The 22516-nt window shown below is 75.0% G+C and carries 22 protein-coding genes; 10 read left to right on the top strand and 12 right to left on the bottom strand.

All coding sequences use genetic code 11. The annotated features are described in order from the left end of the window. Positions 1-91 precede the first annotated feature (91 nt). The gene (locus tag ACWDCZ_RS12360) at positions 92-2293 is read right to left on the bottom strand and encodes an MMPL family transporter (protein ID WP_449815910.1); all 2202 of its coding nucleotides are present in this window, start codon (positions 2291-2293) and stop codon (positions 92-94) included. Positions 2294-2673: 380 nt separating this feature from the next. On the opposite strand from ACWDCZ_RS12360, the gene ACWDCZ_RS12355 reads away from it, so the two are divergent. Genes ACWDCZ_RS12355 through ACWDCZ_RS12345 form a run of 3 tightly spaced genes read left to right on the top strand, consistent with a single transcriptional unit; the run spans position 2674 to position 5870 of the window. Further along, the gene (locus ACWDCZ_RS12355; RefSeq protein ID WP_449815909.1) at positions 2674-3798 is read left to right on the top strand and encodes a DegT/DnrJ/EryC1/StrS family aminotransferase; all 1125 of its coding nucleotides are present in this window, start codon (positions 2674-2676) and stop codon (positions 3796-3798) included. Between the two features lie 22 nt (positions 3799-3820). Then, entirely contained in the window at positions 3821-4765 is a 945-nt protein-coding gene (locus tag ACWDCZ_RS12350) for an NAD-dependent epimerase/dehydratase family protein (protein WP_049658039.1), read from the top strand. A gap of 13 nt (positions 4766-4778) precedes the next feature. Beyond that, positions 4779-5870, top strand: coding sequence for an MGDG synthase family glycosyltransferase (locus ACWDCZ_RS12345; protein WP_449815908.1), 1092 nt, complete (start codon positions 4779-4781; stop codon positions 5868-5870). 48 nt (positions 5871-5918) lie between these two features. Here the strand turns inward: ACWDCZ_RS12345 and ACWDCZ_RS12340 are convergent, their stop codons facing one another. The 3 genes from ACWDCZ_RS12340 to ACWDCZ_RS12330 all read right to left on the bottom strand — a co-directional run bounded on the left by ACWDCZ_RS12340 (position 5919) and on the right by ACWDCZ_RS12330 (position 8500). Beyond that, positions 5919-6674 carry a polysaccharide deacetylase family protein gene (locus ACWDCZ_RS12340; RefSeq protein WP_449811562.1) on the bottom strand — a complete coding sequence of 252 codons (756 nt, stop codon included), beginning with the start codon at positions 6672-6674 and terminating at the stop codon, positions 5919-5921. Between the two features lie 8 nt (positions 6675-6682). Continuing rightward, entirely contained in the window at positions 6683-7534 is an 852-nt protein-coding gene (locus tag ACWDCZ_RS12335) for an SDR family NAD(P)-dependent oxidoreductase (RefSeq protein ID WP_416873834.1), read from the bottom strand. A 78-nt stretch (positions 7535-7612) separates the two neighbouring features. After that, positions 7613-8500 (bottom strand): DMT family transporter, encoded by an 888-nt coding sequence (locus tag ACWDCZ_RS12330; RefSeq protein WP_449815907.1) that lies wholly within the window; start codon positions 8498-8500, stop codon positions 7613-7615. A gap of 194 nt (positions 8501-8694) precedes the next feature. Here ACWDCZ_RS12330 and ACWDCZ_RS12325 point away from each other — a divergent pair, with 194 nt between their 5' ends. Continuing rightward, positions 8695-9402, top strand: coding sequence for a DUF981 domain-containing protein (locus tag ACWDCZ_RS12325; protein ID WP_396277226.1), 708 nt, complete (start codon positions 8695-8697; stop codon positions 9400-9402). A 29-nt stretch (positions 9403-9431) separates the two neighbouring features. Here ACWDCZ_RS12325 and ACWDCZ_RS12320 read toward each other — a convergent pair whose 3' ends face one another. Further along, positions 9432-10235: an SAM-dependent methyltransferase gene (locus ACWDCZ_RS12320; RefSeq protein WP_117493005.1), complete on the bottom strand. Its 804-nt coding sequence runs from the start codon at positions 10233-10235 to the stop codon at positions 9432-9434. Between the two features lie 235 nt (positions 10236-10470). On the opposite strand from ACWDCZ_RS12320, the gene ACWDCZ_RS12315 reads away from it, so the two are divergent. Next, positions 10471-11121: an RNA polymerase sigma factor gene (locus tag ACWDCZ_RS12315; RefSeq protein ID WP_449815906.1), complete on the top strand. Its 651-nt coding sequence runs from the start codon at positions 10471-10473 to the stop codon at positions 11119-11121. Beyond that, positions 11118-11849, top strand: a complete 732-nt coding sequence (locus tag ACWDCZ_RS12310) for a hypothetical protein (protein WP_449815905.1) — start codon at positions 11118-11120, stop codon at positions 11847-11849. Before ACWDCZ_RS12315 ends, ACWDCZ_RS12310 begins: the two co-directional genes overlap by 4 nt. Positions 11850-11878: 29 nt before the next feature. On the opposite strand, the gene ACWDCZ_RS12305 is transcribed toward ACWDCZ_RS12310, so the two are convergent. From ACWDCZ_RS12305 to ACWDCZ_RS12285, 5 genes are all read right to left on the bottom strand, one after another. Further along, positions 11879-13633 (bottom strand): condensation domain-containing protein, encoded by a 1755-nt coding sequence (locus ACWDCZ_RS12305; protein WP_449815903.1) that lies wholly within the window; start codon positions 13631-13633, stop codon positions 11879-11881. Positions 13634-13756: 123 nt separating this feature from the next. Further along, positions 13757-14434: a 4'-phosphopantetheinyl transferase family protein gene (locus tag ACWDCZ_RS12300; protein WP_449815902.1), complete on the bottom strand. Its 678-nt coding sequence runs from the start codon at positions 14432-14434 to the stop codon at positions 13757-13759. Continuing rightward, positions 14431-15216: a hypothetical protein gene (locus ACWDCZ_RS12295; protein WP_449815901.1), complete on the bottom strand. Its 786-nt coding sequence runs from the start codon at positions 15214-15216 to the stop codon at positions 14431-14433. The genes ACWDCZ_RS12300 and ACWDCZ_RS12295 overlap by 4 nt, the downstream gene beginning before the upstream one ends. Before the next feature lie 4 nt (positions 15217-15220). Continuing rightward, the gene (locus ACWDCZ_RS12290; protein ID WP_049653836.1) at positions 15221-15511 is read right to left on the bottom strand and encodes a phosphopantetheine-binding protein; all 291 of its coding nucleotides are present in this window, start codon (positions 15509-15511) and stop codon (positions 15221-15223) included. A 127-nt stretch (positions 15512-15638) separates the two neighbouring features. After that, entirely contained in the window at positions 15639-16571 is a 933-nt protein-coding gene (locus ACWDCZ_RS12285; protein WP_449815899.1) for a 3-oxoacyl-[acyl-carrier-protein] synthase III C-terminal domain-containing protein, read from the bottom strand. A 143-nt stretch (positions 16572-16714) separates the two neighbouring features. Here ACWDCZ_RS12285 and ACWDCZ_RS12280 point away from each other — a divergent pair, with 143 nt between their 5' ends. From ACWDCZ_RS12280 to ACWDCZ_RS12265, 4 genes are all read left to right on the top strand, one after another. After that, positions 16715-17014, top strand: a complete 300-nt coding sequence (locus tag ACWDCZ_RS12280; RefSeq protein WP_449815897.1) for a hypothetical protein — start codon at positions 16715-16717, stop codon at positions 17012-17014. Further along, positions 17011-18213, top strand: a complete 1203-nt coding sequence (locus tag ACWDCZ_RS12275) for a glycosyltransferase (RefSeq protein ID WP_449815896.1) — start codon at positions 17011-17013, stop codon at positions 18211-18213. Before ACWDCZ_RS12280 ends, ACWDCZ_RS12275 begins: the two co-directional genes overlap by 4 nt. A 117-nt stretch (positions 18214-18330) precedes the next feature. Then, entirely contained in the window at positions 18331-19305 is a 975-nt protein-coding gene (locus ACWDCZ_RS12270; RefSeq protein ID WP_049653828.1) for an ATP-binding cassette domain-containing protein, read from the top strand. Between the two features lie 120 nt (positions 19306-19425). Next, positions 19426-20190: an ABC transporter permease gene (locus ACWDCZ_RS12265; protein WP_074004870.1), complete on the top strand. Its 765-nt coding sequence runs from the start codon at positions 19426-19428 to the stop codon at positions 20188-20190. A 63-nt stretch (positions 20191-20253) separates the two neighbouring features. On the opposite strand, the gene ACWDCZ_RS12260 is transcribed toward ACWDCZ_RS12265, so the two are convergent. Further along, the gene (locus ACWDCZ_RS12260; protein WP_449815895.1) at positions 20254-21573 is read right to left on the bottom strand and encodes an aminotransferase-like domain-containing protein; all 1320 of its coding nucleotides are present in this window, start codon (positions 21571-21573) and stop codon (positions 20254-20256) included. Then, positions 21570-22505 (bottom strand): alpha/beta hydrolase, encoded by a 936-nt coding sequence (locus ACWDCZ_RS12255; protein WP_074004872.1) that lies wholly within the window; start codon positions 22503-22505, stop codon positions 21570-21572. Before ACWDCZ_RS12255 ends, ACWDCZ_RS12260 begins: the two co-directional genes overlap by 4 nt. Positions 22506-22516: the final 11 nt, after the last annotated feature.

Below are 22516 nucleotides of genomic sequence, written 5' to 3'. Positions count from 1 at the left end.
CACCGATCAGCTCACCTCGGCCTCGATCACCGGCGCGCAGATCGCCGTCGAGGTGCTGATCGTGCGCACCTTCACCCCGATCGTGGCCGGCCTAGACGGTGACGGACTCCCGGGCCGGGGCCGGCTCCGGGGCGGCGGTCACGAGCTTGCTGCCCTCGACGTCCACGTCCGGTATCAGGCGGTCGAGCCAGCGCGGCAGCCACCAGGCGCGGCGGCCGAGCAGGGCGAGGACGGCCGGGACGATGGTCATCCGGACGATGAAGGCGTCGAAGGCGACGGCCGCGGCGAGGCCCAGGCCCATCATCTTGATCATCGGCTCGCTCATCCCGATGAAGCCCGCGAAGACGGCGATCATGATGAACGCGGCGGCGGTGACCACCCGGGCGTTGTGCCGGAATCCGGTGACGATCGCCTCACCGGGCTCCTCGCCGTGGACGAAGCCCTCGCGGATGCGGGTGACCAGGAACACCTCGTAGTCCATGGCGAGGCCGAAGACCACACCGATCATGAAGATCGGCATCATGCTCATCACCGGGCCGGTCTGCTCCACGCCGATCAGGTTGGCCAGCCAGCCCCACTGGAAGACCGCGACCACGGCGCCGAGCGCGGCGACCACCGACAGCAGGAAGCCGAGCGCCGCCTTCAGCGGGACGAGGAGCGAGCGGAAGACGATCATCAGCAGGATGACGGCGAGGCCGACGACCACGGCGAGGTAGGGCACCAGCGCGTCGGACATCTTCTGCGACACGTCGATGTTCATCGCCGTGGTGCCGCTGACCAGGACCGTCGCCCCGGTGGCCGTCTTCAGGCCGGCCGCGTCGTGGCGGATGGCGTGCACGATGTCCTTGGTCTCGGCCTCGCTCGGGCCGGTCGCCGGGACGGCGTTGAGCAGGGCCGTGTCGCCCGCCTGGTTGAACATCGGCGGGGTCACCGCGATGACCCCGGGCAGACCCGAGACCTTCTTGGCGACCTCGTCGGCGGCGGCCTTCGGGTCGGCGACGCCCTTGGCGTCCACCATGACCGTCAGCGGGCCGTTGAAGCCGGGGCCGAAGCCCTCGGAGAGCAGGTCGTACGCACGGCGCTGGGTGGTGGAGGTGGGCTTGGACTCGTCCCCCGGCAGGCCGAGCCGCAGGTCGAGCGCCGGGGCGGCGAGCACCCCGAGGCCGATCACGCCGCCGAGCAGCACCGCGAGCGGGCGGCGCAGGATGAAGCGGGCCCAGCGGGCACCGCCGTTCTCCTTCGCGCCCGGGGCCGCCGCACCGCGGGCCTTGCGGGCCTTGCGCGGCAGCACCTTGCGGCCGAGGAAGCCGAGCAGCGCGGGCACCAGGGTGAGCGCGACCAGCACGGCTATGACGACCGTCCCGGCGGCGGCCATGCCCATCTTGGCCAGGATCGGGATGCCGACCACGGAGAGGCCGGCGAGCGCGATCACCACGGTGAGGCCCGCGAAGACCACCGCGGACCCGGCCGTGCCGACCGCCCGGCCCGCCGCCTCCTGGGGCGTCCGGCCCTCGGCGAGCTCGGCGCGGTAGCGGGAGACGATGAACACCGCGTAGTCGATGCCGACCGCGAGGCCGAGCATCATCGCGAGCGTACCGGTGGTGGTGGAGAGCCCGAGCGTGCTGCCGAGCGCGGTGATCAACGCCATGCCGAGGCCGACGCCGATGACGGCGGTGAGCAGCGGCAGGCCGGCCGCGAGCAGCGAGCCGAAGGTGATCACCAGGACGACGGCGGACAGCGCCATGCCGATCGCCTCGCTGCTGCCGCCCGCGTCGGGCTTGGCCATCAGCGCGGTGCCGCCGATCTCGACCTTGAGGCCGGCGTCCCGGCCGTGCTGGGCGGCCTGCTCGAGGGTGTCGGTGGCGGTCTTGGAGACCTCGCCGGCCTTGGCGGAGTAGCTCACCGTGGCGTAGGCGGTGGTGCCGTCCGCGGAGACGGCGCCCTTCATCTTGAACGGGTCCACCGCGCTGGTGACCTGCTCGGAGCCGGCGAGCTCGCCGACCGTGCGCTCGACGGCCTGCTGGTTCGGCGCGGCGGTGATCTTCTGGCCGGAGGGGGCGACGAACACCAGGCGCGCCGAGGCCCCGTCGGCGTGGCCGCCGGGGAAGCGCTCGTTCATCAGGTCGAAGGCCTTCTGCGCCTCCGTGCCGGGCATCGCGAAGCCGTCGTCGGGTGCGGCGGGCGCCTTGGCCGCGAGGACTCCGACGGCCGCCAGCACGGCGGCCCAGAGGAAGGTCACCAGCCGGCGCCGGACGAAGGTCCATCGGCCCAGACGGTAGAGGAACGTGGCCACGGGAGAGCGGACTCCTTCGGATGCGGTTCTCGGGATCGGGAGGTGCCGCGGCCGGCCGGACGTCCTGGTGGACGCGGTCCGCCGCAGCATGACCAATCCTTGATCGCCGACCCCTACTCCGTCGTCGTCCCTGCGCAGGCCGTTTGCGTACTGCGGACGCAGTAGTGCCCTCCCCCGTACGGAGGAGCGCGCGTCCTACCCCGGAAGCAGCCCCTGGACCTGCGGCGGAAGCAGATCCGGTCACCCGTGCGGTCCGCGGCGGCGGGCCGCGGGCCGGTGGGCGAAGTAGCGTGATGTGCCTGACCCGTCCGCTGACGTGCGGTTCGGGAGGATCCGACCCGATCGGTGCTGCTTTCGCAGCCCGCCGCCGGAGGTGCCCCATGGGCGTTCCAGCCGCCCGCATCGTGTTCGACGAGAGCGACCGTGCGGCCGTCGCCGAAGCGGTGACCGAGATGCTCACCACCGGCGCGCTGACCCTCGGTCCGTGGACCGAGCGCTTCGAGCAGGCCTTCGCCACCGAGCACGGCGCCTCGCACGCCGTCGCGGTGAGCAGCGGCACGGCGGCGCTGGAGGTGATCCTGCGCGGCATCGACGTCCGGGGCCGCGACGTGGTCGTCCCCGCCGTCACCTTCTACGCGACCGCCGGCGCGGTGGTGCACGCGGGCGGGCGTCCGGTCTTCGCCGACGTCGACCCGGCCACCCTCGCGCTCTCCCCCGAGACCCTGGAGGCGGCGCTCACCCCGGACACCGCCGCCGTCGTCCTGGTGCACATCGGCGGGCTGGTCGGCCCGCAGGTCACCGCGGTGCGGGCGCTGTGCGACCGGCGCGGTATCCCGCTGGTCGAGGACGCCGCGCACGCCCACGGCAGCAGCTTCGACGGGCGCGCCGCCGGGACCTTCGGCCTGGCCGGGGCCTTCTCCTTCTACCCGACCAAGGTCACCACCAGCGGCGAGGGCGGGATGATCCTCACCGAGTCGCCGGAGCTGCGCGACGAGGCCCGGATCTACCGCGACCAGGGCAAGGGCTCCTTCACCACCAACCACCACGTGAAGCTCGGCTACTCCTGGCGGATGAGCGAGCCGCACGCCGCGATCGGCTCGGTGCACCTGCGCCGGCTGAAGGAGTTCATCGAGACCCGCCGGGCCGTCGCCCGCCGCTACGACGCGGCGCTGGCCGGGCTGGACGGCCTCGACCCGGTGCTCGAACCGCCCGGCTGCCGGGGCAACTACTACAAGTACGTGGCGCTGCTGCCGTCCGGGGTGGACCGCGCGGAGTTCAAACGGGCGGTGGCCGAGGAGCACGGGGTGCGGCTGTCCGGCGAGGTCTACGACCTGCCGCTGCACCTCCAGCCGGTGCTCGCCCCGTACCGGCGCGGGCCGCTGCCGGTGGCCGAGGACGTCTGCGCCCGGCAGGTCTGCCTGCCGGTGCACTCCGACATGACCGAGGACGAGACGGAGCAGGTGGTCGACGCCGTCTCCGCGGTGTACCGGCGCCTGGCCGGGTAGCCGGAGCGAAGGGAGCAGGATCGTGCGGATAGCCGTCACCGGAGGCTGCGGGTTCATCGGTTCACACGTCGTGGACCACCTGATCGCGGCCGGCCACGACGTCCTCGCGGTGGACACCACCGACAAGTACCTCAACCCGGACGCCGAGCACGCGCGGCTCGACATCCTCGACCTCGGGGCCCTCACCGCGGCGCTGGCCGGCAGCGAGGTGGTCTACCACCTGGCCGCCATGGCCGACGTCGAGCAGGTCTCCGCCGACCCCGTCCGCGCGGTGCGGACCAACATCGACGGCACCGAGGCCGTCCTGGAGGCCGCCCGGCGCAGCGGCCTGAGCCGGACCGTGCTGGCGAGCACCGTCTGGGTCTACGGAGCCGCCCTCACCGACGGACAGATCGACGGCGGCGAACAGGAGCTGGACGAGCACGTGCCGATCGAGCTGGAGCACAGCGGCCATCTGTACGTGGCCACCAAGCTCGCCGCCGAGATGCTGGTGCACAGCTACCGCGAGCTCTACGGGCAGCACTTCACCATCCTGCGCTACGGCATCCCGTACGGCCCCCGGATGCGGGACGAGCTGGTCGTCGCCCGGTTCGTCCAGGCCGCGCTGACCGGTCGGCCGATCACCATCGCCGGGGACGGCCGGCAGAGCCGCAACTTCGTCTACGTCGAGGACCTCGCCGACGCCCACGTCCGGGCCCTCTCCCCCGCCGCCGAGGACCAGACCTTCGCGCTGGAGGGCTCGGCGGCCGTCTCGGTGCGGGACATCGCCGACACCGTGGACGCCCTGCTGGGGCCCGTCACCATCGAGCACATCGACGGGCGGAAGGCCGACTACGCGGGGCGGCGGATCTCCTCGGCGCAGGCGAAGCGGCTGCTGGGCTGGTCGCCGAGCACCAACTTCACCGCCGGCGTGCGGCAGTACGCGGACTGGTACCGGGCCGCCGTCGGCTCGGCCGCCGGCGCCTGACGGGGGCCGCCCGATGCCGCACGCCCTGCTGGTCTCCGGCTCGCTCGGGCAGGGCCACGACGTGATGGCGCAGGCCTGCGCGGACACCCTGCGGGAACGCGGCTGGACCACCGGCACGGTCGACGCCATGGCCCTGCTCGGGCAGCGCTCCGGCGCGGCCGGGGAGGCGGTGTTCCGCCGGCTGCTCGACCTGCCCGGGGTGTACGACGCCTTCCACTTCTCGGCGCTGCGGCCGGGCGCCCGGCTCGCCCTGCTCGCCGACGCGGCGGCCCGCGCCCGGCTGGTCCCGGCGCTGCGGGAGCTGATCGCGGCGCAGCGGCCGCAGCTGGTGGTCTCGGTGTTCGCCACCGCGACCTCGGCGGTCAACCGGCTGCTGCGGCAGGCACCGGAGCGGGAGTTCCGGCACTTCGTGTTCTGCACCGACGTGACGCCGCACCGGCTCTGGGTGCAGGAGGGGACGGACCTGTTCCTGGTCACCTCGGAGGTCGCGGCGTGCGCGGTGCGGCGGTACCGGCCGGACGCCGACGTCGCCGTCGTGCCGGCGCCGCTGCGGCAGCCGTTCTACCGGCCGCCGGAACGGGCCGTGGCGCGCGCCGAGTTGGGCGTACCGGCGGGCGCCGCCTGCGTGCTGCTGATGTCGGGCTCCTGGGGGCTCGGCCCGCTCGCCCGCACCGCCGCCTCGCTGGCCGCCGCAGGCCCGCACGTGCTCGCGGTGGCCGGGCGCAACCGGGAACTGGAGCGCCGGCTGCGGACCGCCGCGCGCCGGGAGCCCCGGCTGCACCCCTTCGGCTACACCGACCGCGTCCCCGCGCTGATGGCCGCCGCCGACCTGGTGGTCACCAGCTCGGGCGACACCTGCAGCGAGGCCCGGGCGCTGGGCCGGCGGCTGCTGCTCCTCGACGTGGTGCAGGGGCACGGGCGCGACAACCTCCAGCACGAGCTGGAGCTCGGCCACGCCGACGTCGCCACCGCCCGCCCCGCCGAGGTGGTCCGCAACGCCCTGGCCGCCCTCGGCCGCCCCGAGCCCGCACCGTCCCCCGGCGCCACACCGGAGGCCTGGCAGGCCGGGTTCGGGGCGGCGCTGCGACGGATGGGGCTGGGCTAGCCGCGCGGGGGACGTGGTGCGGCACGCGGGTGGTGGCCGGTGCGTCCGTCACCCCGGACGGTTCCCCGCGCCCGACGGCACCCGGTGGTCGCGGAGGGGGCCGAGGGTGAGGCGGTGGGTGCGGCAGTGGGCGGCGATCAGTGGGAGGGCGGCGAGGGTGGCGCGCCAGGAGCCGGGGGCGGAGGTGCAGTCGGAGTCGTGCAGCAGGAGGGTGGCGCCGCCGGTGAGGCCGGGGCGGGCGGTCGCGTAGACGGACTCGCCGGTGGCCTCCGCCGTCCAGTCGCGGCCCCAGGCCGTCCACAGCACGCTGCGCAGGCCGAGCCGGCGGGCGGCCAGGGCCGGGCCGGCGGTCAGGACGCCGTACGGCGGGCGGTACCAGCGCGGGCGGGCGCCGCAGAGTTCGGTCACGGCCTCGCTGGCGCGGCGCAGTTCGCGCAGGTCGCGGGCGGGGGCCGGGTACCACTGCTGCCGGTGGTGCCAGCCGTGGACGGCCACCTCGTGGCCGCGCAGGACCAGCTCGCGGCCGAGCCCGGGGGCGCGCTCCAGCATCGCGCCGAGCAGGAAGAAGGTGGCGCGGGCGCCGAGTTCGTCCAGCGCGTCGAGGACGTACGGGGTGCTGGCCGGATCGGGGCCGTCGTCGAAGGTCAGGGCGACGTGGCCGGGCGCGGCGCCTTCGCCGGCGGTGCGGCGGGCCAGGGTGCGGCGCAGTGGCGGCAGGCGGACGGCGGCCGGGGCGAGGTGCAGGAACTCCGCGCCGACGGCGAGGGCAGTGGCGGCGACGGCGGCGGTGCCCGTCCGGTGCACGGCGGCGCTCACTCGAAGCGGGCGGCCATCCGGCGGAACACGCCCGGTGCCACCCCGTGGAGGCGGGACGGGAAGCCGAGCCAGTGCGGGACGTAGAGGCGGTCGCGTTCGGTGGTGATGGTCGCCACCACCGCGTCCGCGACCCGGTCCGCCGGGACCAGCCTCGGCCAGTCGCGCTCGTACGGGGTGCCGCGCCGCTCGAAGAACGGGGTGTCCACCGCGCCGGGGAGCACCAGGCGTACCCCGACGCCCGTGCCGCGCAGCTCGTACCAGAGGCTCTCGGCGAACATCGTCAGCGCGCCCTTGGTGGCCGCGTAGCCGGACTCCTCCCGCGAGCCGACCTGGCCGACGATCGAGCCGAGCAGCACGATCCGGCCGCGGCGGCGCTCCAGCATGCCGGGCAGCAGCAGGCGGACCAGGCGCAGCGGGGCGGCGAGGTTGACCTCGATCATCCGGTCCAGGGTGTCGGAGGGCGTCTGCGCGTACGGGCCGCGCCAGCCCAGGCCGGCGCTCGCGACCAGGGCGTCCACCCGGCCGGCGTCGGCCAGGGCGGCCTCGGCGAGGCGGGCCGGGCCGTCCGGCTTGCTCAGGTCCTCGGGCAGGGCGCGGCCGCCGGTGCGGTCGGCGAGTTCGTCGAGGCGGGCGCGGTCGGTGCCGGAGAGCAGGGTGAGCCAGCCGGCGTCGGCCAGGCGGGTGGCGGTGGCGCGGCCGATCCCGGAGGAGGCGCCGGTGATCAGCGCGACGGGGCGGCCGGCCGGGTCCGGCGGGGGCTTCAGGGCCTTCCGGTCGGCGGGAGCCGCGAGGTCGGTGACCTCCTTCGGGTCCGACCGCCGGGGTCGGGAGTGGGGCTCCTCCGCCATCGGGCACCTGCCGCTCTGTGACCGCCTAGCCGTCCGTTTTGTCCGGCAAGTCACCTTCGCACGGCGGAGCCGTCCGGGCTACCGGGGCGGTACGACGGGCTCCGCCTCGGCGTCCCGGTGCGGGGCGGTCGGCTCCGCGGACCCGCCCTCCGGCTCGCCGAAGCGGGAGAGCACGAACGTTCCGCCCACCGCCACCGCGAAGCCCGTCAGCGCGCACCACTCGAACCCGGGGCGCGCGGCGTCCCCGAGCACCGTCACGCCGACCAGCGCCGGGCCGAAGGTCTCGGTCACCGTCCCGGCGGCGGTCGCGGCCGTCACCGTGCCGCGCTGCAGGGCCAGGGCGTAGGCGAGGTAGCCGCCGAGGCCGCCGACGGCGAGGGCGTAGGCGGCCGGGTCGGTGAGCACGGCGACCGGGCCGGAGGCGTCCAGTACCCGCACGGCCAGGCTGGTCACGCCGAAGCCGGCCCCGGCCAGCAGGCCCAGGCCGGCCGCGGCCGCGTTGCCCTCCCGCCGCACCAGGACCAGGGTGGCGAGCAGCAGGACGGCGGTGGTGGCGAGCAGCGCCCAGTGGAAGGCGGGCGCGGCGTGGTCACGACCCTCCCGGCCGGAGCCGAGCGCCAGCAGGGTCAGGCCGACGACCACGGCGAGGATGCCCGCGAGGTCGCCGCGGCGCAGCCGCGCGCCCAGCAGCCAGACGGCGGCCAGGGCGGTGACGGCCAGGCTGGCGTTGGTGACGGCCTGGACGAGGAAGAGCGGGAGGGTGCGCAGGGCGACGATGCTCAGCGCGAAGCCGACGATGTCCAGCAGGGTGCCGAGGAGGAACTGCCAGGACCGCGCCAGCGCGGCCAGCAGGCCCGCCCGGACCCGGTCGGCGCGCGGGGCCGACCGCGCCCCGCGCGCCTGGAAGACCGCCCCGAAGCCGAAGCAGACGGTCGCGACCAAGGCGGTGGTGAGTCCCAGCAGCATGCCTCTCCCAGCCTCCCGGGGCAGCGTCGATCCACCACCAGTCTGGGCCCGGGGGGACGGGGTCGCACGGGTGGAGCGGGTGGGACGGGAGCGGGGTCGGACGGGATCGGCTGGGCCCGCCGGGTGGACCCGGGCGGCGCGCGGTTTGCCGGCGGACGGTGCCGCGTCATCCCTGATCCATGATTCAGCACGCCATGCCACTCACCGCATCCGGTCTGAAGATCGACTGGGCCAGGATGCCGACCTACAACACGATCATGTCGGTGGCCGCCGGCGCCGGACTCCTGCTGGTGGTCGCCCTGGGGCGCCGACTCCTCGTCCAGGGGCGCAGCACCACGCTCGAGGGCTGGGCGCTGGCGTTCGGGGCCCTCGGGTTCACGCTCGTCACCACCGGCCTGCACATGACCCTGACCTGGCCGCTGGCCGGGCAGGGGTTCCCGTTCGACAACGTCATCTTCGGCGAACCCGCCCTGGCGTTCGGCGTCTTCCTGCTGACCGCCTCCTTCTACCTCTGGAAGCGCGGCAGCGAGCTCCTCGCCGCGGACGGCGTCGACCGGACGGTCCGGGTGGCCGCGCCGATCTCGGTGTTCGTCTTCGGCATGGGGCTGGCCTGCTTCGGCATCGCCGCCGCGGGCTGGAAGTACACGCTCTTCGCCGCCCCGCCGGAGGAGCCGATCTCCGGGGAGTTCTCGGACTGGCCGTGGCTGGAGGCGAGCTTCATGTCCGGGCTGTACGTGCTGGTCGGCATCGGGGCGCTGCTCTTCCCCTTCGCGCTGCGGGACCCCCGGCGGTGGATGAGCCCGGTGATCGGCGTCGTGTGGGGACTGGCCGGCCTCGCCTTCCTGGCGTTCGGCGGGCTGAACTACTTCACCCACATCGGGCTCATCGTCAACACCATGTGACCGGCCGCGGGTGTGGCCGGGGCGCCCCGTCACGGCCGGACGGCCACCCCCGCGTACAGCGAGACCTCCTCGGCGGCGACGGGCGCCTCGTCGGGGGACGGCCGCCACTGCGCGATGGGGACGAGCCCCGGCTCCAGGAGGGTCCAGCCGTCGAAGAAGCGGGCGATCCGCAGCCGGGTGCGGGCCTGGGCCGCGGTGCCGGCCGCCTCGTAGATCCGGGTCAGTGTGGCGATGTCCTCGGGTGCGAACTCGGGGCTGACGTGGGTGACCACCAGGGCGCTGCCCGGGACGAGGGCGGACTTGAGGTGCTCGACCAGCTCGTACGCGCCGTGGGTGTCGGGGACGAAGTGGAGCAGGGCGTTGAGGGAGAGCGCGACCGGGCGGGACAGGTCGAGGGTCTCCCGCAGTCCGGGGGCGGCGAGCAGCCGGGCCGGGTCGGTGGCGTCGGCCTCGACGTAGGCGGTGCGGCCCTCGGGGGTACCGGTGAGCAGGGCCTGGGCGTGCGAGAGCACGATCGGGTCGTTGTCGGCGTAGACCACCCGGGCGTCCGGCCGGACGCCCTGGGCGACCTCGTGCAGGTTGGGCGAGGTGGGGATGCCGGTGCCGATGTCGAGGAACTGGTCGAAGCCGAGCTCGGCGAGGGCACGGGTCGAGCGCTGCATGAAGGAGCGGTTGACGCGGGCGGCGGCGCGCAGCCAGGGCGCGACGGCGAGGGCGTGCCCGGCGGCCTCGCGGTCGGCGGCGAAGTTGGTGAACCCGCCGAGGAAGTAGTCGTACATCCGCGCCGAGTGCGGAACGTTGAGCCGCAGGTCCACCCCGTCGTAGAGACCCATCCGTGTTCTCCCCCCGGTGCCGTGCCCGATCGATCCTCCCCGCCCACGATAGGCGCGGCCCCTCGTGTTCCGAACAGCTTCCGGGCATTCCAACCAACCGCTGGTTCCCATGAGATGACAATCTGTATTCGGATTGCAGCCTGGAGTGACAGGCCTGATGGAATGAGGATGGGCGCAGACAGCCCGACCCTCGGGTGGCCCGGTGCGCAGCCGGCGGCCACGGAAAGCAGGCCCGATGACGATCGACAGGGGCGCCCCGACGCGCAGGCACCGGGGCGGAACGGCCGTGGCGTACCTCCACGGGACGGCGGCGGAGCCGACGGCCGACACCGACCCCGGACTCCGCTCCGACCCCGAACTTCGCCTGGGCCTCCCCTACGCGGCCTTCTGCGAGACCCACGAACCCGCCTGGCGCGCCCTGGCCCTGACCCGGATAGGCAGCCAGTCCGACGCGGAGCTGGTGGTCTCGGCGGTGAAGGCCGACCTGGCCCGCTGCTGGTCGCAGGTGCTCCGGTTCGAGGAACCGGCCGCGTACGCCTGGCGGTTGGCCAATCGGCACGTCGCGGACTGGGTGGCCTCCGAGGAGCCGGTCGAGGTGGAGGCGGTCACCTTCGCGGCGGTGATCGGCGCCTTCAAGCAGGTGGCGAAGGGGCTGCTGCACAGCGAGGCGGACGAGGTGCGGCTGTACGCGGCGATCCTCGAACTGCCGGACCGGCAGCGGGACGTGGTGATCCTGCGGTACCTGCTCGGCCTGCATGTCAAGGTGATCGCGGCGTACCTGGGGCGGCCGGTGGCGACGGTGCACTCCAACCTCCGGCACGCCCGGGAGAGGCTGGCCCGCCGGCTCGGGGTGGGCGAACTCCCGGACGGCGGCGGGGAGCTGTGACGGCGGCACCGGAGGACCGGGCCCCGGACGGACCGGGCCGGGCCGACGGCGGGCGCACGGTGTTCCGCGTCCCGCGGCCCGAACGCGCCCATGCGGAGCGGATCGCCGCCGTGCGCCGGGCGCGCCTCACGGCCGCGCCCGCGCACCTGCCCTCGGAGCACGAGCAGGCGGCGTTCGAACTCGGCCTGGTGGTGGCCCTGGTGCTGGGCGCGCCGGACGCCTCGCACGGACTCGACCTGCTGGTGAATGCGCGCCGGATCCAGCCGGAGGGGGCCGAGGTGTTCGGCGCGCTGCTGTACGCGACCGGCAAGGAGGAGGGCGCCGAGTTCTGGTGGCGCTTCGCGGCCGGCTCGGGCAGCGGGACGGCCGCGTACTGCCTGCACCTGCACCACCTGATGCTCGGCGAGACCGACGACGCCGACTACTGGCGGGCCTGGTCGGACCAGCTGGCCACGGCCGAACGGCCGCCCGGTCCACGGGCGTTGCGGATGAACCGGCCGCTGCTGCCGGACGACGTGCGGCGCGACATCCTCGCCCGGGTGCACCACGGGCTGGCCCCGCAGCTGCCGCCCGCCCTGGTCGCGGTGATCGACCGGCTGCCGGTGCAGGACGGCGGCGAGGAGGAGGTGCCGAGCCCCTGGGGGCTCACCTCGGGGGCGACGTCCGCCTGTTCCTGGGAGGACCTTCCGTGGGACCCGGTGGATGATCACGACGACCCGTGGGGGTGAGCGCCGTTGGGGCCGCCGTGATCATCCCTTCAGGTGAGCACGGACAGCCGGGCGGCGACGGCCGGGTCGCGCCCGCTGCCCGCCTCGGTCCGCTCCCCCGCCGGAGCGGCGTACCGGACGACATAGTGGTGCGGCGCCATCGCCGTGTCGCGTCCGGGTAGGGCGGCGACCACCGCACGGTGGGCCTCGACCGGGCCGAACGAGGGGTCAACGGTCGCCAGCTCCACCACCAACTTCCCCTCCTCCTCGGAGAGTCGGTGCTCCCCGAGGGCGGTCCGCAGCAGTTCGCGGACGGCCGCGAGGTCGATCCAGGCACCGTCGACCAGCCGCCATTCGCCGCTCCGGCCACCCCCCGGCGGGCCGAGCACGGCCGGCAGGTCGGACAGCAGCACCGGGCCCTCGGCGGCGGCCGCGAGCAGGGCCGGCAGGGCCCGGGCGAAGCCCTCGGTCTCCTCGGGGTCGAGCACCTGGGGGCAGGCGATCAGGGCGAAGTCGAGGCTGCCGGTGATCCGCAGGATGGTGAACATCAGCCGGACCGGCAGCGGCGGGGCGGGCAGGACGGTGAGTTCGGGGTCGACGGCCGGGGGCGGCTGGGCGTCGGCGACGGCGGCCGGGATGGTGAGGCTCAGGTCGTTGACGACCACCTGGCGGGAGAACCGGGCCCCGCGCAGGTGGGCGGCGTCGTCCACCAGCTGCCAGACCTGCTGGGCGTCCAGGGTGCTGTGCCAGTAGGCGCTCAGCGAGGCGGACTTGGCGCGGCCGATCAGCTGGTCGAGGTCGGCCGCGCCGGTGTCGAGCAGGACCAGCGCGTCCTGCGCGAGGGTGCCCACGTGGTCGATCAGGGCGGCGCGCTGGCGGTTGGCGGAGAGCGCCGAGAACACCAGCTCGCGGCGGCCGGAGCGGTGGGCGACCAGCGCGGCGAAGGCGGCGAGCAGGACGACCGACGGACTGGCGCCGGTGCGCCGGCAGACGGCGGCGAGGTGGTCCGCGGCGGTGCGCGAGCGGACCAGCAGGGCGCTGTGGTCGCCGGGCGGGCCGGTGATCCGCGCGTCGGCGAAGACGACCTGCGGGCCGGCGGTCAGGACCCGGGCCCAGTGCCGCAGCGCGGCCGCGGCCCTGCGGCGGCCCTGGGCGCTCTGCTCCGCGACGGCGACCTCCAGCGGGGTCGGAGCGGTGACCGGCGGCAGCTCCTTCCCGGCGGCGAGGGCGTGCCAGTCCTGGATCAGCACCGCGGTGGCGGCGCCGTCGGCACCCGCGTGGCAGACCACGGCGACCAGCCGCAGCAGCCGCTCGCCCGCGGCGAGCATGGTGAACCGGACCCGCGGCGGAGCGTCGAGGGGCACCGGGACGGCGACATCCGCCCGGCCCAACTCGGCGGCCAGCACGTCCAGTTCGGCCTCGCTCCGACCGCCGGCCTCGACCACCGTGACGGCGAACCGGCCGTTCCGGTGCACCACCTGGCGGTCCGGGAAGCCGTCCGGGCCGGGGCCCGCGGGGAAGGAGGTCCGCAGCGACTCGTGGCGTTCGACCAGCAGGCGCAGGGCGACCAGCCCGGCGGGGACCGAGACGCCGTCGGGCACCGGCCAGACGGAGTCCTTGTTGATCCCCTCGGGCGGGTCGCGCCGGATGCAGAGGACCATGTTGCCCTGGCCCCGGGTGAGCGGGCCGGAGCCGCCGCCCTCGACGGCGTACCGGACGGTGATCCGCCTGGGGGTCGCTGTCGTGCCGCGCGGTGTCGCGCCGAGTGACGTCGGATCGTTCGGTGGGGCGTCCTGCGGTGTCACGTCGTACGCGCCTTTCGGCTCGCCGGGGAGGGCCGGGGAGGGTTCGGCAGGGGGTGTGACCGGGACGCTACCAGCGCCCTCGCGAGCTGGTCCAGACCAAACCTCGACGGGCCCGATCCATCGTCAATTTTCTTTCCAAACACGGCAGTTGACATGTATCGGCGATTCCCCGAGGGCCGCCACGGCAGCCCGGAACGGCTCCGCCACGGGAACGTCGCGGAGCCGGGACGGACCGGTGCCGAGCCCGCCCGGGTCGGCCACCAGCACCGGCGAGGGGCCGCCCACGGGCACGCCGAAGGACTGCGCGAGCCGCCCGCCGTACGCCTTGACGCAGGCCTCGCGGCGGCACCACAGGGCGGTGAACCGCGCCGCCCGCGCGGCCGGTTCGACGGGCTCGGCGACGAACCGCGCCTCCTCGGACGGGAACCAGCGGGCGGCCATCCGCTCGGCCGTCCGGGGGTCGTGGAGCCGCTCGACGTCGACGCCGACCGCCCGCCCCTCGGCGAGGGCCAGCGCCGCGAACGCCCCCGAGGCAGACCAGCTGACCCGCAGCCCACCGGCCGCCACGGGCTCGGGCTTGCCGTGCGGACCGTACCGCCAGACCAGTGCGGCCGGGGGCACGCCGAGCCGGGCGGCGACCAGCCGCCGGACGGCGCCGCGCACCACGGTGAAGCGCTCGCCCGCCCCTGGGTCCATCCGCGCCGCCCGGGCACGTTCGTCCGGGTCGAGCAGCGGCCACAACTCAGCGGCCGGCACAGCTGGTTGACGCGTATCGATCAGCCAGAGGTCGATCGCCGTCACGGCAGGGCCAGCGTGCTGAGCACGCCGAGCCGGCGGTCGTACCCGGCCAGCAGCGCGGGCCGGCCGTCCGCCCGCCAGCGCGGGAGGTGGTCGGCCAGCTCCGCCCAGAGTCCGGTGAACGGCTGGGCCGGCGGGGGCTCCCCGGCGCCGAAGCCGGGGCCGAGCAGGAGCGCCGCCTCCGGCCCGAGCTTCTCGGCCTCGGCCCGGACCGCCTCCGCCGGGGAGGCCTCGCCCCGGGTCTGCCGGACGGCCAGACCGTCGCCGGGGGCCTCCTCGCAGACCAGCACCACCACCGCGTGCCGCTCCGGCAACGGCACCGGCCCGGACGGTTCGTAGTGCAGCGCGCTCTGTTCGGCGAGCACCACCACGGCCCGGCGGCAGGTGCCGGTGCGCTGGTGGGCGGCGGCCAGCCGCAGCGCGGTGAAGGCCGCCGCGCCGCCCTGGTCGCAGACCGCGAAGGAGAGCGGGCTCCCCGGGACGGACCGGCTGAGCGCCAGCGAGGACGGTGCGCCGGGCCGGACGTCCGGGGTGTCGAAGGCCAGGATCAGCAGGTCCGCCGGCTCGTCCTCGGCCAGCGCCTCGCGCAGCGGTCCGGCGGCCAACTCCTCGTAGGAGTGGCCGACGCCCTCGCCGAGCAAGTCCTCGCGCAGCGGCAGGCCGTAGGGGCGGACGAGGTCGGAGACGAAGACCCGCAGGTCCGGGTCGAGCGAGGTCTCCGAGCGGCCGTCGGAGCGGCGGGCGAGCACCCGGGTGATCCGCAGACCGGTGGGACCGGGGGCCACCCGGTCAGTCCTCGGGGATGACGTGCCCGGCGACGTAGTCGGCCAGCCTGGTGACCGACCGCAGGTCGTCCTCAGTGATCTGCTCGACGTCCACCTGGATGTCGAGCGACTCCTCCAGCTCCAGGATCAGCTCGATGGTGCCGGCCGAGGTGAGGCCGAGGTCGTCGAAGAGGCAGGCGTCCTGCGGGATCTCGGGCAGTTCGCGCTTGAGGACGCGCGGCAGGAGCTCGCCGATGCCGTGCAGGATGCGCTCGCGCAGTTCGGGGTCGGTGGTCTGGACCGCGGCTTCTGACATGGGTGTCCCGTCCCGTCGTACGTGGGATGTGTGCTCCGGGGCTTGCAGGCGCCCCGGGGCTCTGGGGTGGTGTGGGATATACGGCGTCGCTGTGCGGACGACGGCCGCCGGAGGAGTCGGCGGGCCGTCAGTACCGCATGGCCATCGCGGAGAACGTGGCTCCGACACCGGCGGCGGCGATCAGGTAGTGGTCGCCGCGGCGGAGCAGCCCCCGCGTGGTGGCGGTGTGGAGATTGATGAGGCTGTCTGAGGCGAAACTGTGCCCGACCGACCGCACGTTGTCCAGCACGACTTTCTCGACCGGATAGCCGATCCGGCGCGCGATCATCCGCCAGGACGCCTGGTTGACGTTGTGCGGCAGGATCGCCGCCAGGTCGGAGAGGTCCAGACCGGCCTGGTCCAGGGCGGCCTCGATCGCCTCCACCATCACGTTCGGGTACTCGCGCTGGTAGCGGGCGAGCAGGTCCGGATCCTCGGCCAGCCGGCCGTCGAACTCCGGGCGTTGGCGCACCGCGAAGGAGAGCATCCGGTGGCGCTCGCCGTCGGCGCTGACCAGGCAGGCGGCCGCGCCCTCGGCGAAGATGCCGGTCTCGGGCACCACCTGGGCGTCCCTGGTGAAGGTCTTCTCGCCGGTCAGCACCAGGGCGAGCGCCGCCGGGTCGGGTTCGGCCGCGAGCAGCCGGCCGGCCAGGTCGATGGCCAGCAGGCCCACCGCGCAGGCGTGGTGGGTCACCGTGAAGGCGTTGGTGTGCGCCAGGCCACGGGTTTCGAGCAGGTCGTGCAGCGGGTTGAGCGGATGGGGCACCGCCACCGGCATGCTGCGGGCATGGATCACGAAGCGGACGTCGCGTTCGCGTCCGCGCAGCTCCGGCAGGTTGTCCAGGGCGGCTTCGAGCAGGTCGGGCAGCGTCCCGGTCGGATCCAGACGTAGCTGGTCCAGGCCGTGGAAGCGGCGGAAGAGACGGAGTTGACGTGGGGTCAGGCCGATGCGCTCGCCCACCGCCTCGATGGGAACGGCGTGTGGGGGGAGGTGGACGGCCACTGCCTCCAGTGCGGTCACCCGGGCTAGTATTCCGACGCCCGCCGGGTCGCACAAGTGATCCCGGGCCCCTCCACCGTCGCCGCCGCTCCCCGGAAGCCGCCAACTGCGTTCCGGTGCGGCCGCGTTCACCCCCGTGCCGTCGAGCAGGTGGGAGATCTCTCATGCCGAACCCTGAACCCCTCCGCCCCGACGCCCCGTTGGACCCGGAGCTGGTGGCCCTGCTGGTCGAGGCGGCCGGCGCGCCGCCCGACTGGGCGCGCCACGTCACCCCGGACGCCCGACTGGACGGCGACCTGCTGCTGGACGAGGCCGAACTCGCCGACCTGTCGCTACGGCTGCGCGAGCGCTTCGGTCCGCGGGCCGACCTGGCCGCGCTGCGCGCCGGGCTGGACCTGGCCGCCCTGGAGGCCCTGACCGTCGCCGACCTGCGGCGACTGCTCCCCGAGGAGGACGCGCGATGACCCGGTTCCTGCTGGTGATGCCGCCGTTGACCGGCCACGTCAACCCGGCCGCGGGCATCGCCGCCGAGCTGACCGCGCGCGGCCACCAGGTCGCCTGGACCGGCACCGAGTCCGTGCTGCGCCCACTGCTCGGCCCGCACGCCGAGGTGCTCGGCACCGGCACCCGGGCGTTCCGGGCCCAGGGCGGGCACGGGCTGGCCGCGCTGCGCACGCTCTGGGAGGGCTTCATCGTCCCGTACGCGCGGTTCACCGCGAAGCCGCTGGACGCGATCGTGCGGGAGTGGCGGCCGGACGTCCTGCTGGTCGACCAGCACACCCCGGCGGGCGCGCTGGTCGCGCACCGGCATGGGCTGCCGTGGGCGTCCTTCGCGCCGGGGGCGATGGAACTGGGGCGCCCCTACCGGGCGTTGCCGCAGGTCGAGGCCTGGATGGCCGGGCTGCTGCGCGGGCTGTGGGAGCGTGCCGCGCTGCCTCCGGAGGAGTACCTGGACCCGCGCTTCTCCCCCGCCCTGGTGCTGGCGACCACCGGTCCGGCGCTGACCGGTTCGGCCCCGCCGCCGGAGCACGCGCTGGTCGGGCCGGTGCTGTCGGTACGGCCGCACGACCCGGACTTCCCGTGGGAGCGGCTGCTGCCCGGCCGGCGGCGGGTGCTGGTCACCATGGGCACGCTGGCCGGCGAGCTGGGCGCGGACTTCCTGGCCCGGTCCGTCCGGGCGCTGGAGCTGTGCGGCGGCGACGTGCAGCCGGTGTTCGCCGCGCCGCGCGGGCTGCTGCCCGAACTCCCGCCCCGGGCCGTGGCGGTGGACCGGGCGCCGGTGCTGGAGCTGATGGCGCGCGGCGAGCTGGACGCGGTGCTCTGCCACGGCGGGATGAACACCGTGGGCGAGGCGCTGGCGCACGGCCTGCCGCTGGTCACCGCGCCGATCCGGCACGACCAGCCGGTCGTGGCCGACCAGGTGGCGGCGGCCGGCGCGGGGCTGCGGGTGCCGTTCGCGCGCGTCTCGCCGGAACGGCTGGCGGGCGCGCTGCGGGCCGTACTCGACTCCACGGAGTACCGGCGGCGGGCGGTTCAGGTCGGCGCGGAACTGCTGGCCGGGGGCGGTGCGGTGGTCGCGGCGGACCGGCTGGAGGCGCTCGGCCGAACGGGCCCGGGCCGGCGCCCTGTAGCAGACCGGGAGACCGCACGTCCATTGGTCTAGGCCATTGTTTCCGGGGCGGGGTTCGCCCTAGGGTGTCGCAGCGGCACCGCCCTCCGCAGGTGCCGGGCCCCGCCTTCCCAGGTGCCGTGGCAGCCCATCCCCGCACGGGAGTTCCCGTTGATCGAGACCACGGGACTGCGCAAGTCCTACCGCAAGAAGACCTCCCGCCGCGGCGGCGACGACACCACCGTCGACGCCGTCCGCGGCATCGACCTGTCGGTCGCCGCCGGCGAGATCTACGGCTTCCTCGGCCCCAACGGCGCCGGGAAGACCACCACCCTGCGCATGCTGGCCACCCTGATCCGCCCCGACGGCGGACAGGCCGTCATCGCCGGGGCCGACCTGTTCACCGACCCCGCCGGGGTCCGCCGCCGGATCGGCTACGTCGCCCAGGGCGGCGGCACCACCGACAACGTCAGCGCCCGCGAGGAACTGGTGCTCCAGGCCCGGATGTACGGCGCGGCCAAGGCACAGGCCGGCCAGGCCGCCGCGGACGCGCTCAAGGCCTTCGACCTGACCGGGTTCGGAGACCGCCCGTGCGCCACCTACTCCGGCGGCCAGCGCCGCCGGGTGGACATCGCGCTCGGGGTGATCCACCAGCCGCGGGTGCTGTTCCTGGACGAGCCCACGGTCGGGCTGGACCCGGCCAGCCGGGCGTACGTCTGGGAGGAGATCCGCCGGCTGCGCACCGAGGGCATGACGGTGGTCGTCACCACCCACTACCTGGACGAGGCCGACGCGCTCTGCGACCGGGTCGCCATCGTCGACCACGGCCAGGTGGTGGCCGAGGGCACCCCCGAGGCGCTCAAGCGCGAGATCTCCGGCGACGTCGTGCTGGTCGGGCTGGACGCCGCGGAGGCCGCCTTCGAGCGCGCGGCCGCGGTGCTGCGCCCGCAGCCGTACCTGCACCGGCTGGAGCAGAACGGCGACGAGGGGCTGCGGCTGTACCTGGAGGACGGCGCCGCCGCCATCCCCCAGCTGCTGCGCGCGCTGGACGCGGCGGGCCTGACGCCCGGCACCGTGCAGCTCCAACGGCCCAGCCTGGACGACGTGTTCCTGGCCCGCACCGGGCGCTCGTTGCAGCAGTCCTGACCCCGCACCGGGCGCCCGCCGCGGCAGTCCTGACCCGCAGCGGCCGCCCGCCGCGGCAGTCCCACCCCCGCACCACCCGGACCCGCACCACCCGGCCCCGCACACCTCCCTGGGGAGACCGTGAAGCTCGCCCGCGACACCTGGCTGGTCTTCCAGCGCCAGCTGCTGCTCATGATCCGCACCCCGATCTGGATCGCCGTCGGCATCATCCAGCCCGTGTTCTACCTCCTGCTGTTCGCCCCGCTGCTGAAGAAGGTGCTCGCCTCGGAAGGCGCGCGCAGCTACGCCGACGTCTACCAGGTGTACGTACCGGGCCTGTTGGCGGTGCTGTGCATCTTCGGCGGGCTGTACACCGGCTTCAGCCTGCTCGGCGAGCTCAGGTCCGGCATCATCGAGCGCTCGCGGGTGACCCCGGTGAGCCGGCTGGCGCTGCTGCTCGGGCGGGCGATGCGGGAGATGGTGGCGCTGCTGGTGCAGGCCGTCCTGATCACCCTGATCGCGCTGCCGTTCGGGCTGCGGGTGAGCCCGCTGAACCTGCTGCTCGCCTACCTGCTGCTGGGCCTGCTGGCGCTGATGACCTCGGCGATCTCCTTCGGCATCGCGCTGATGGTGCCGACCGACGCGGCGATGTCGCCGGTGGTCAACACCATCGCGCAGCCGATCGCGCTGCTGTCCGGGGTGCTGCTGCCGCTCACCCTGGCGCCGGAGTGGCAGCAGCAGGCGGCCAGGTGGAACCCCTTCTACTGGGCGGTGGAGGGCATGCGCGCGCTGTTCTCCGGGCACGCCGGGGACGACGTGGTCTGGCAGGGGCTGCTGGTGGTCACGGTGATGACCGTCCTGGCGGTGTACTGGTCGGCCCGGCTGTTCTCCACCCGGGTGCGCTGACGGACGGCACGGAGGGGCCCGGCTCGCGATGAGCCGGGCCCCTCCGTCGTCCCCGTAGCGGACTCAGGCGGTCAGGAAGGCCGCCAGCTTCGCCACGCCGTCGATGATCTGCGCCTGCGTCAGCGAGCTGACGGACAGCCGCAGCCGGTGCTCGCCGCCGCCCGCCGGGTAGAACGGCGCCATCGGCGTCCAGAGCACCCCGTGGTCGCGCGCGCAGCGCTCCATGGCCGCCTCGTCGGCGACGAACGGCACCGTCAGCACGGCGAAGAAGCCGCCGTCCGGCCGGGTCCAGGAGATGCCCAGCCGGCGCCGCACGGAGGCCGGGAAGTGCCGGTCCAGCTCCCGCAGCAGGGTGTCCATGCCCGCCGCGTAGTGGGCCGTGGCAGGGGCGTTGGCGGCCCGCAGGCGGCAGTCGTGGGTCAGCAGCATGCCGCCGATGACGGCCTGGCTGAGCGCGGGCGTGTTGACCGTCGTCATGCTCTTCAGCTTGGCCAGCTCGTCCACGAGCAGGCTGCGCCGCCCGTCGGGGCCGGCCACCTCCTGGTCGGCGACCACGTAGCCGAGGCGGGCCCCGGGGAAGCAGGTCTTGGCGAACGAGCCCAGGTAGACGACCTGGCGGCGGCGGTCCAGCGCCTTGAGGGTGGGCCGCTGCCCCGGGGTGCGGGAGAAGAAGCCGTACGGGTTGTCCTCGACGACGAGCACGCCCTCCTCGGCCGCGGCCTCCAGCAGCCCGGTGCGGGCCGCGACCGGCATGCTGGTGCCGGAGGGGTTGGCGAAGTCCGGGACGACGTAGAGGGCGCGCGGACGGCGCCCCTCGGCCCGCACCGCGCGGGCGGCGGCGCGGACCGCCGCCGGGTCGGGGCCGCCGTCCGGGCCCTCGGGGACGGGGCGGACGGTCAGGTCGAGCAGCCGGGCGGCGCCGGTGACGCCGACGTAGCAGGGCGAGCTCACCAGCAGGACGTCGTCCGGGCCGGCGCACAGGGCGCGCAGCGTCAGCAGCATGCCCTCCTGGGCGCCGACGGTGACCACCACGGACCCGGGGTCGACGGTCAGGCCCTCGTCGTTGGCCAGCGCGCGGGCGACCAGGTCGTTGATGAGGCCCTTGGTCGGGCCGTACTGGAACAGCGCGGTGCGCACCGCGTCCCGGCCGAGGCCGCGGTCGGCCAGGTGGGCGAGGTAGGTCTCCAGGTAGGCCGGGACGTCCTCGGGCTCGAAGAAGCCCTCGTAGGGGCGGCCGGGGGCGAAGGAGACGGCGTCCGGGTAGCGGGTGGTGACCTCGTTGAGGAAGGTCATCGCGTCCAGCAGCGGATCGGCCAGGGAGGCGTGCAGGTCGTCCAGTCGGAGGTCCGCCGCGGCGCCTCCCGGAGCGGGCGGAGCCGTCACCGCAGCGCCTCCCGGAGACAGCCGGCCGCGAAGGCCTGGGCCTCGGCGGCGTCGTCCAGGGTGCCGGTCATGGCGAAGAAGCCGTGCGGCATGCCCGGGTAGCGGCGCAGCTCGACCGGGACCCCTGCCGCGCGCAGCGCCTCGGCGTACTGCTCGCCCTCGTCCCGCAGCGGGTCGTACTCGGCGGTCAGCACGGTCGCGGGCGGCAGGCCGGCCAGGGTGGCGGCGCGCAGCGGGGAGGCGTACGGGCTGGCGCCGTCGCCCCGGTCGGCCAGGTAGTGCCCCCAGTACCAGTCCACCGAGCGGCGGTTGAACAGTGCCGGGTCGTCGTGGTCGCGCAGCGACGGGGTGTCGGCGCCGTGGTCGGTGTTGGGGTAGACCAGCAGCTGGTGGCGCAGGGCGGGGCCGCCCTCGGCACGCAGCAGGAGGGTGAGCGCGGCGGCGAGGTTGCCGCCGGCGCTGTCGCCGGCGACAGCGATCCGGTCCGGGTCGACGCCGAACTCCTCGGCCCGTTCGACGAGTTGCAGCAGTGCGGCGCGGCTGTCGTGGAGCGCCGCGGGGAAGGGGTGCTCGGGGGCGAGCCGGTAGCCGACGGAGGCGGTGACGCAGCCGACGGCGTTGGTGAGCCGGCGGCAGATCGCGTCGCTGGTGTCGGGCGAGCCGAGCGTCCAGCCGCCGCCGAACAGGTAGAGCAGGGCGGGCAGTCGGCGGCCGGGCGGCTCGGGGCGGTAGAGCCTCAGGGCGAGTTCGCCGCCGGGGCCGGGGACGCGGTGCTCCTCGACGGCGGCGACCGGCTCGGGCGTGCCGGCCGCCGCGCGGATGTCCGCGAGGTCGGCGGCACGGGCCTCGGCGAGGGTGAGGGTGTAGAGCGGCGGGGTCCCGCTGCTCGCGCGCCGGGCGCGCAGCGCCTCGGCCTGGGGGTGCAGGGGCATGGGCGGATCCG

The organism is Kitasatospora sp. NPDC001225 (assembly GCF_053597855.1).
The sequence above is the reverse complement of the archived record's forward strand: the minus strand, read 5'-3'. Positions and strand labels throughout refer to the sequence as shown.

Excerpts from the sequence above, each read along its gene's own strand:
- ACWDCZ_RS12355 (WP_449815909.1), top strand. The coding sequence starts at position 2,674 with ATGGGCGTTCCAGCCGCCCGCATCGTGTTCGACGAGAGCGACCGTGCG.
- ACWDCZ_RS12345 (WP_449815908.1), top strand. The coding sequence starts at position 4,779 with ATGCCGCACGCCCTGCTGGTCTCCGGCTCGCTCGGGCAGGGCCACGAC.
- ACWDCZ_RS12335 (WP_416873834.1), bottom strand. The coding sequence starts at position 7,534 with ATGGCGGAGGAGCCCCACTCCCGACCCCGGCGGTCGGACCCGAAGGAG.
- ACWDCZ_RS12330 (WP_449815907.1), bottom strand. The coding sequence starts at position 8,500 with ATGCTGCTGGGACTCACCACCGCCTTGGTCGCGACCGTCTGCTTCGGC.
- ACWDCZ_RS12325 (WP_396277226.1), top strand. The coding sequence starts at position 8,695 with ATGCCACTCACCGCATCCGGTCTGAAGATCGACTGGGCCAGGATGCCG.
- ACWDCZ_RS12320 (WP_117493005.1), bottom strand. The coding sequence starts at position 10,235 with ATGGGTCTCTACGACGGGGTGGACCTGCGGCTCAACGTTCCGCACTCG.
- ACWDCZ_RS12315 (WP_449815906.1), top strand. The coding sequence starts at position 10,471 with ATGACGATCGACAGGGGCGCCCCGACGCGCAGGCACCGGGGCGGAACG.
- ACWDCZ_RS12290 (WP_049653836.1), bottom strand. The coding sequence starts at position 15,511 with ATGTCAGAAGCCGCGGTCCAGACCACCGACCCCGAACTGCGCGAGCGC.
- ACWDCZ_RS12280 (WP_449815897.1), top strand. The coding sequence starts at position 16,715 with ATGCCGAACCCTGAACCCCTCCGCCCCGACGCCCCGTTGGACCCGGAG.
- ACWDCZ_RS12275 (WP_449815896.1), top strand. The coding sequence starts at position 17,011 with ATGACCCGGTTCCTGCTGGTGATGCCGCCGTTGACCGGCCACGTCAAC.
- ACWDCZ_RS12255 (WP_074004872.1), bottom strand. The coding sequence starts at position 22,505 with ATGCCCCTGCACCCCCAGGCCGAGGCGCTGCGCGCCCGGCGCGCGAGC.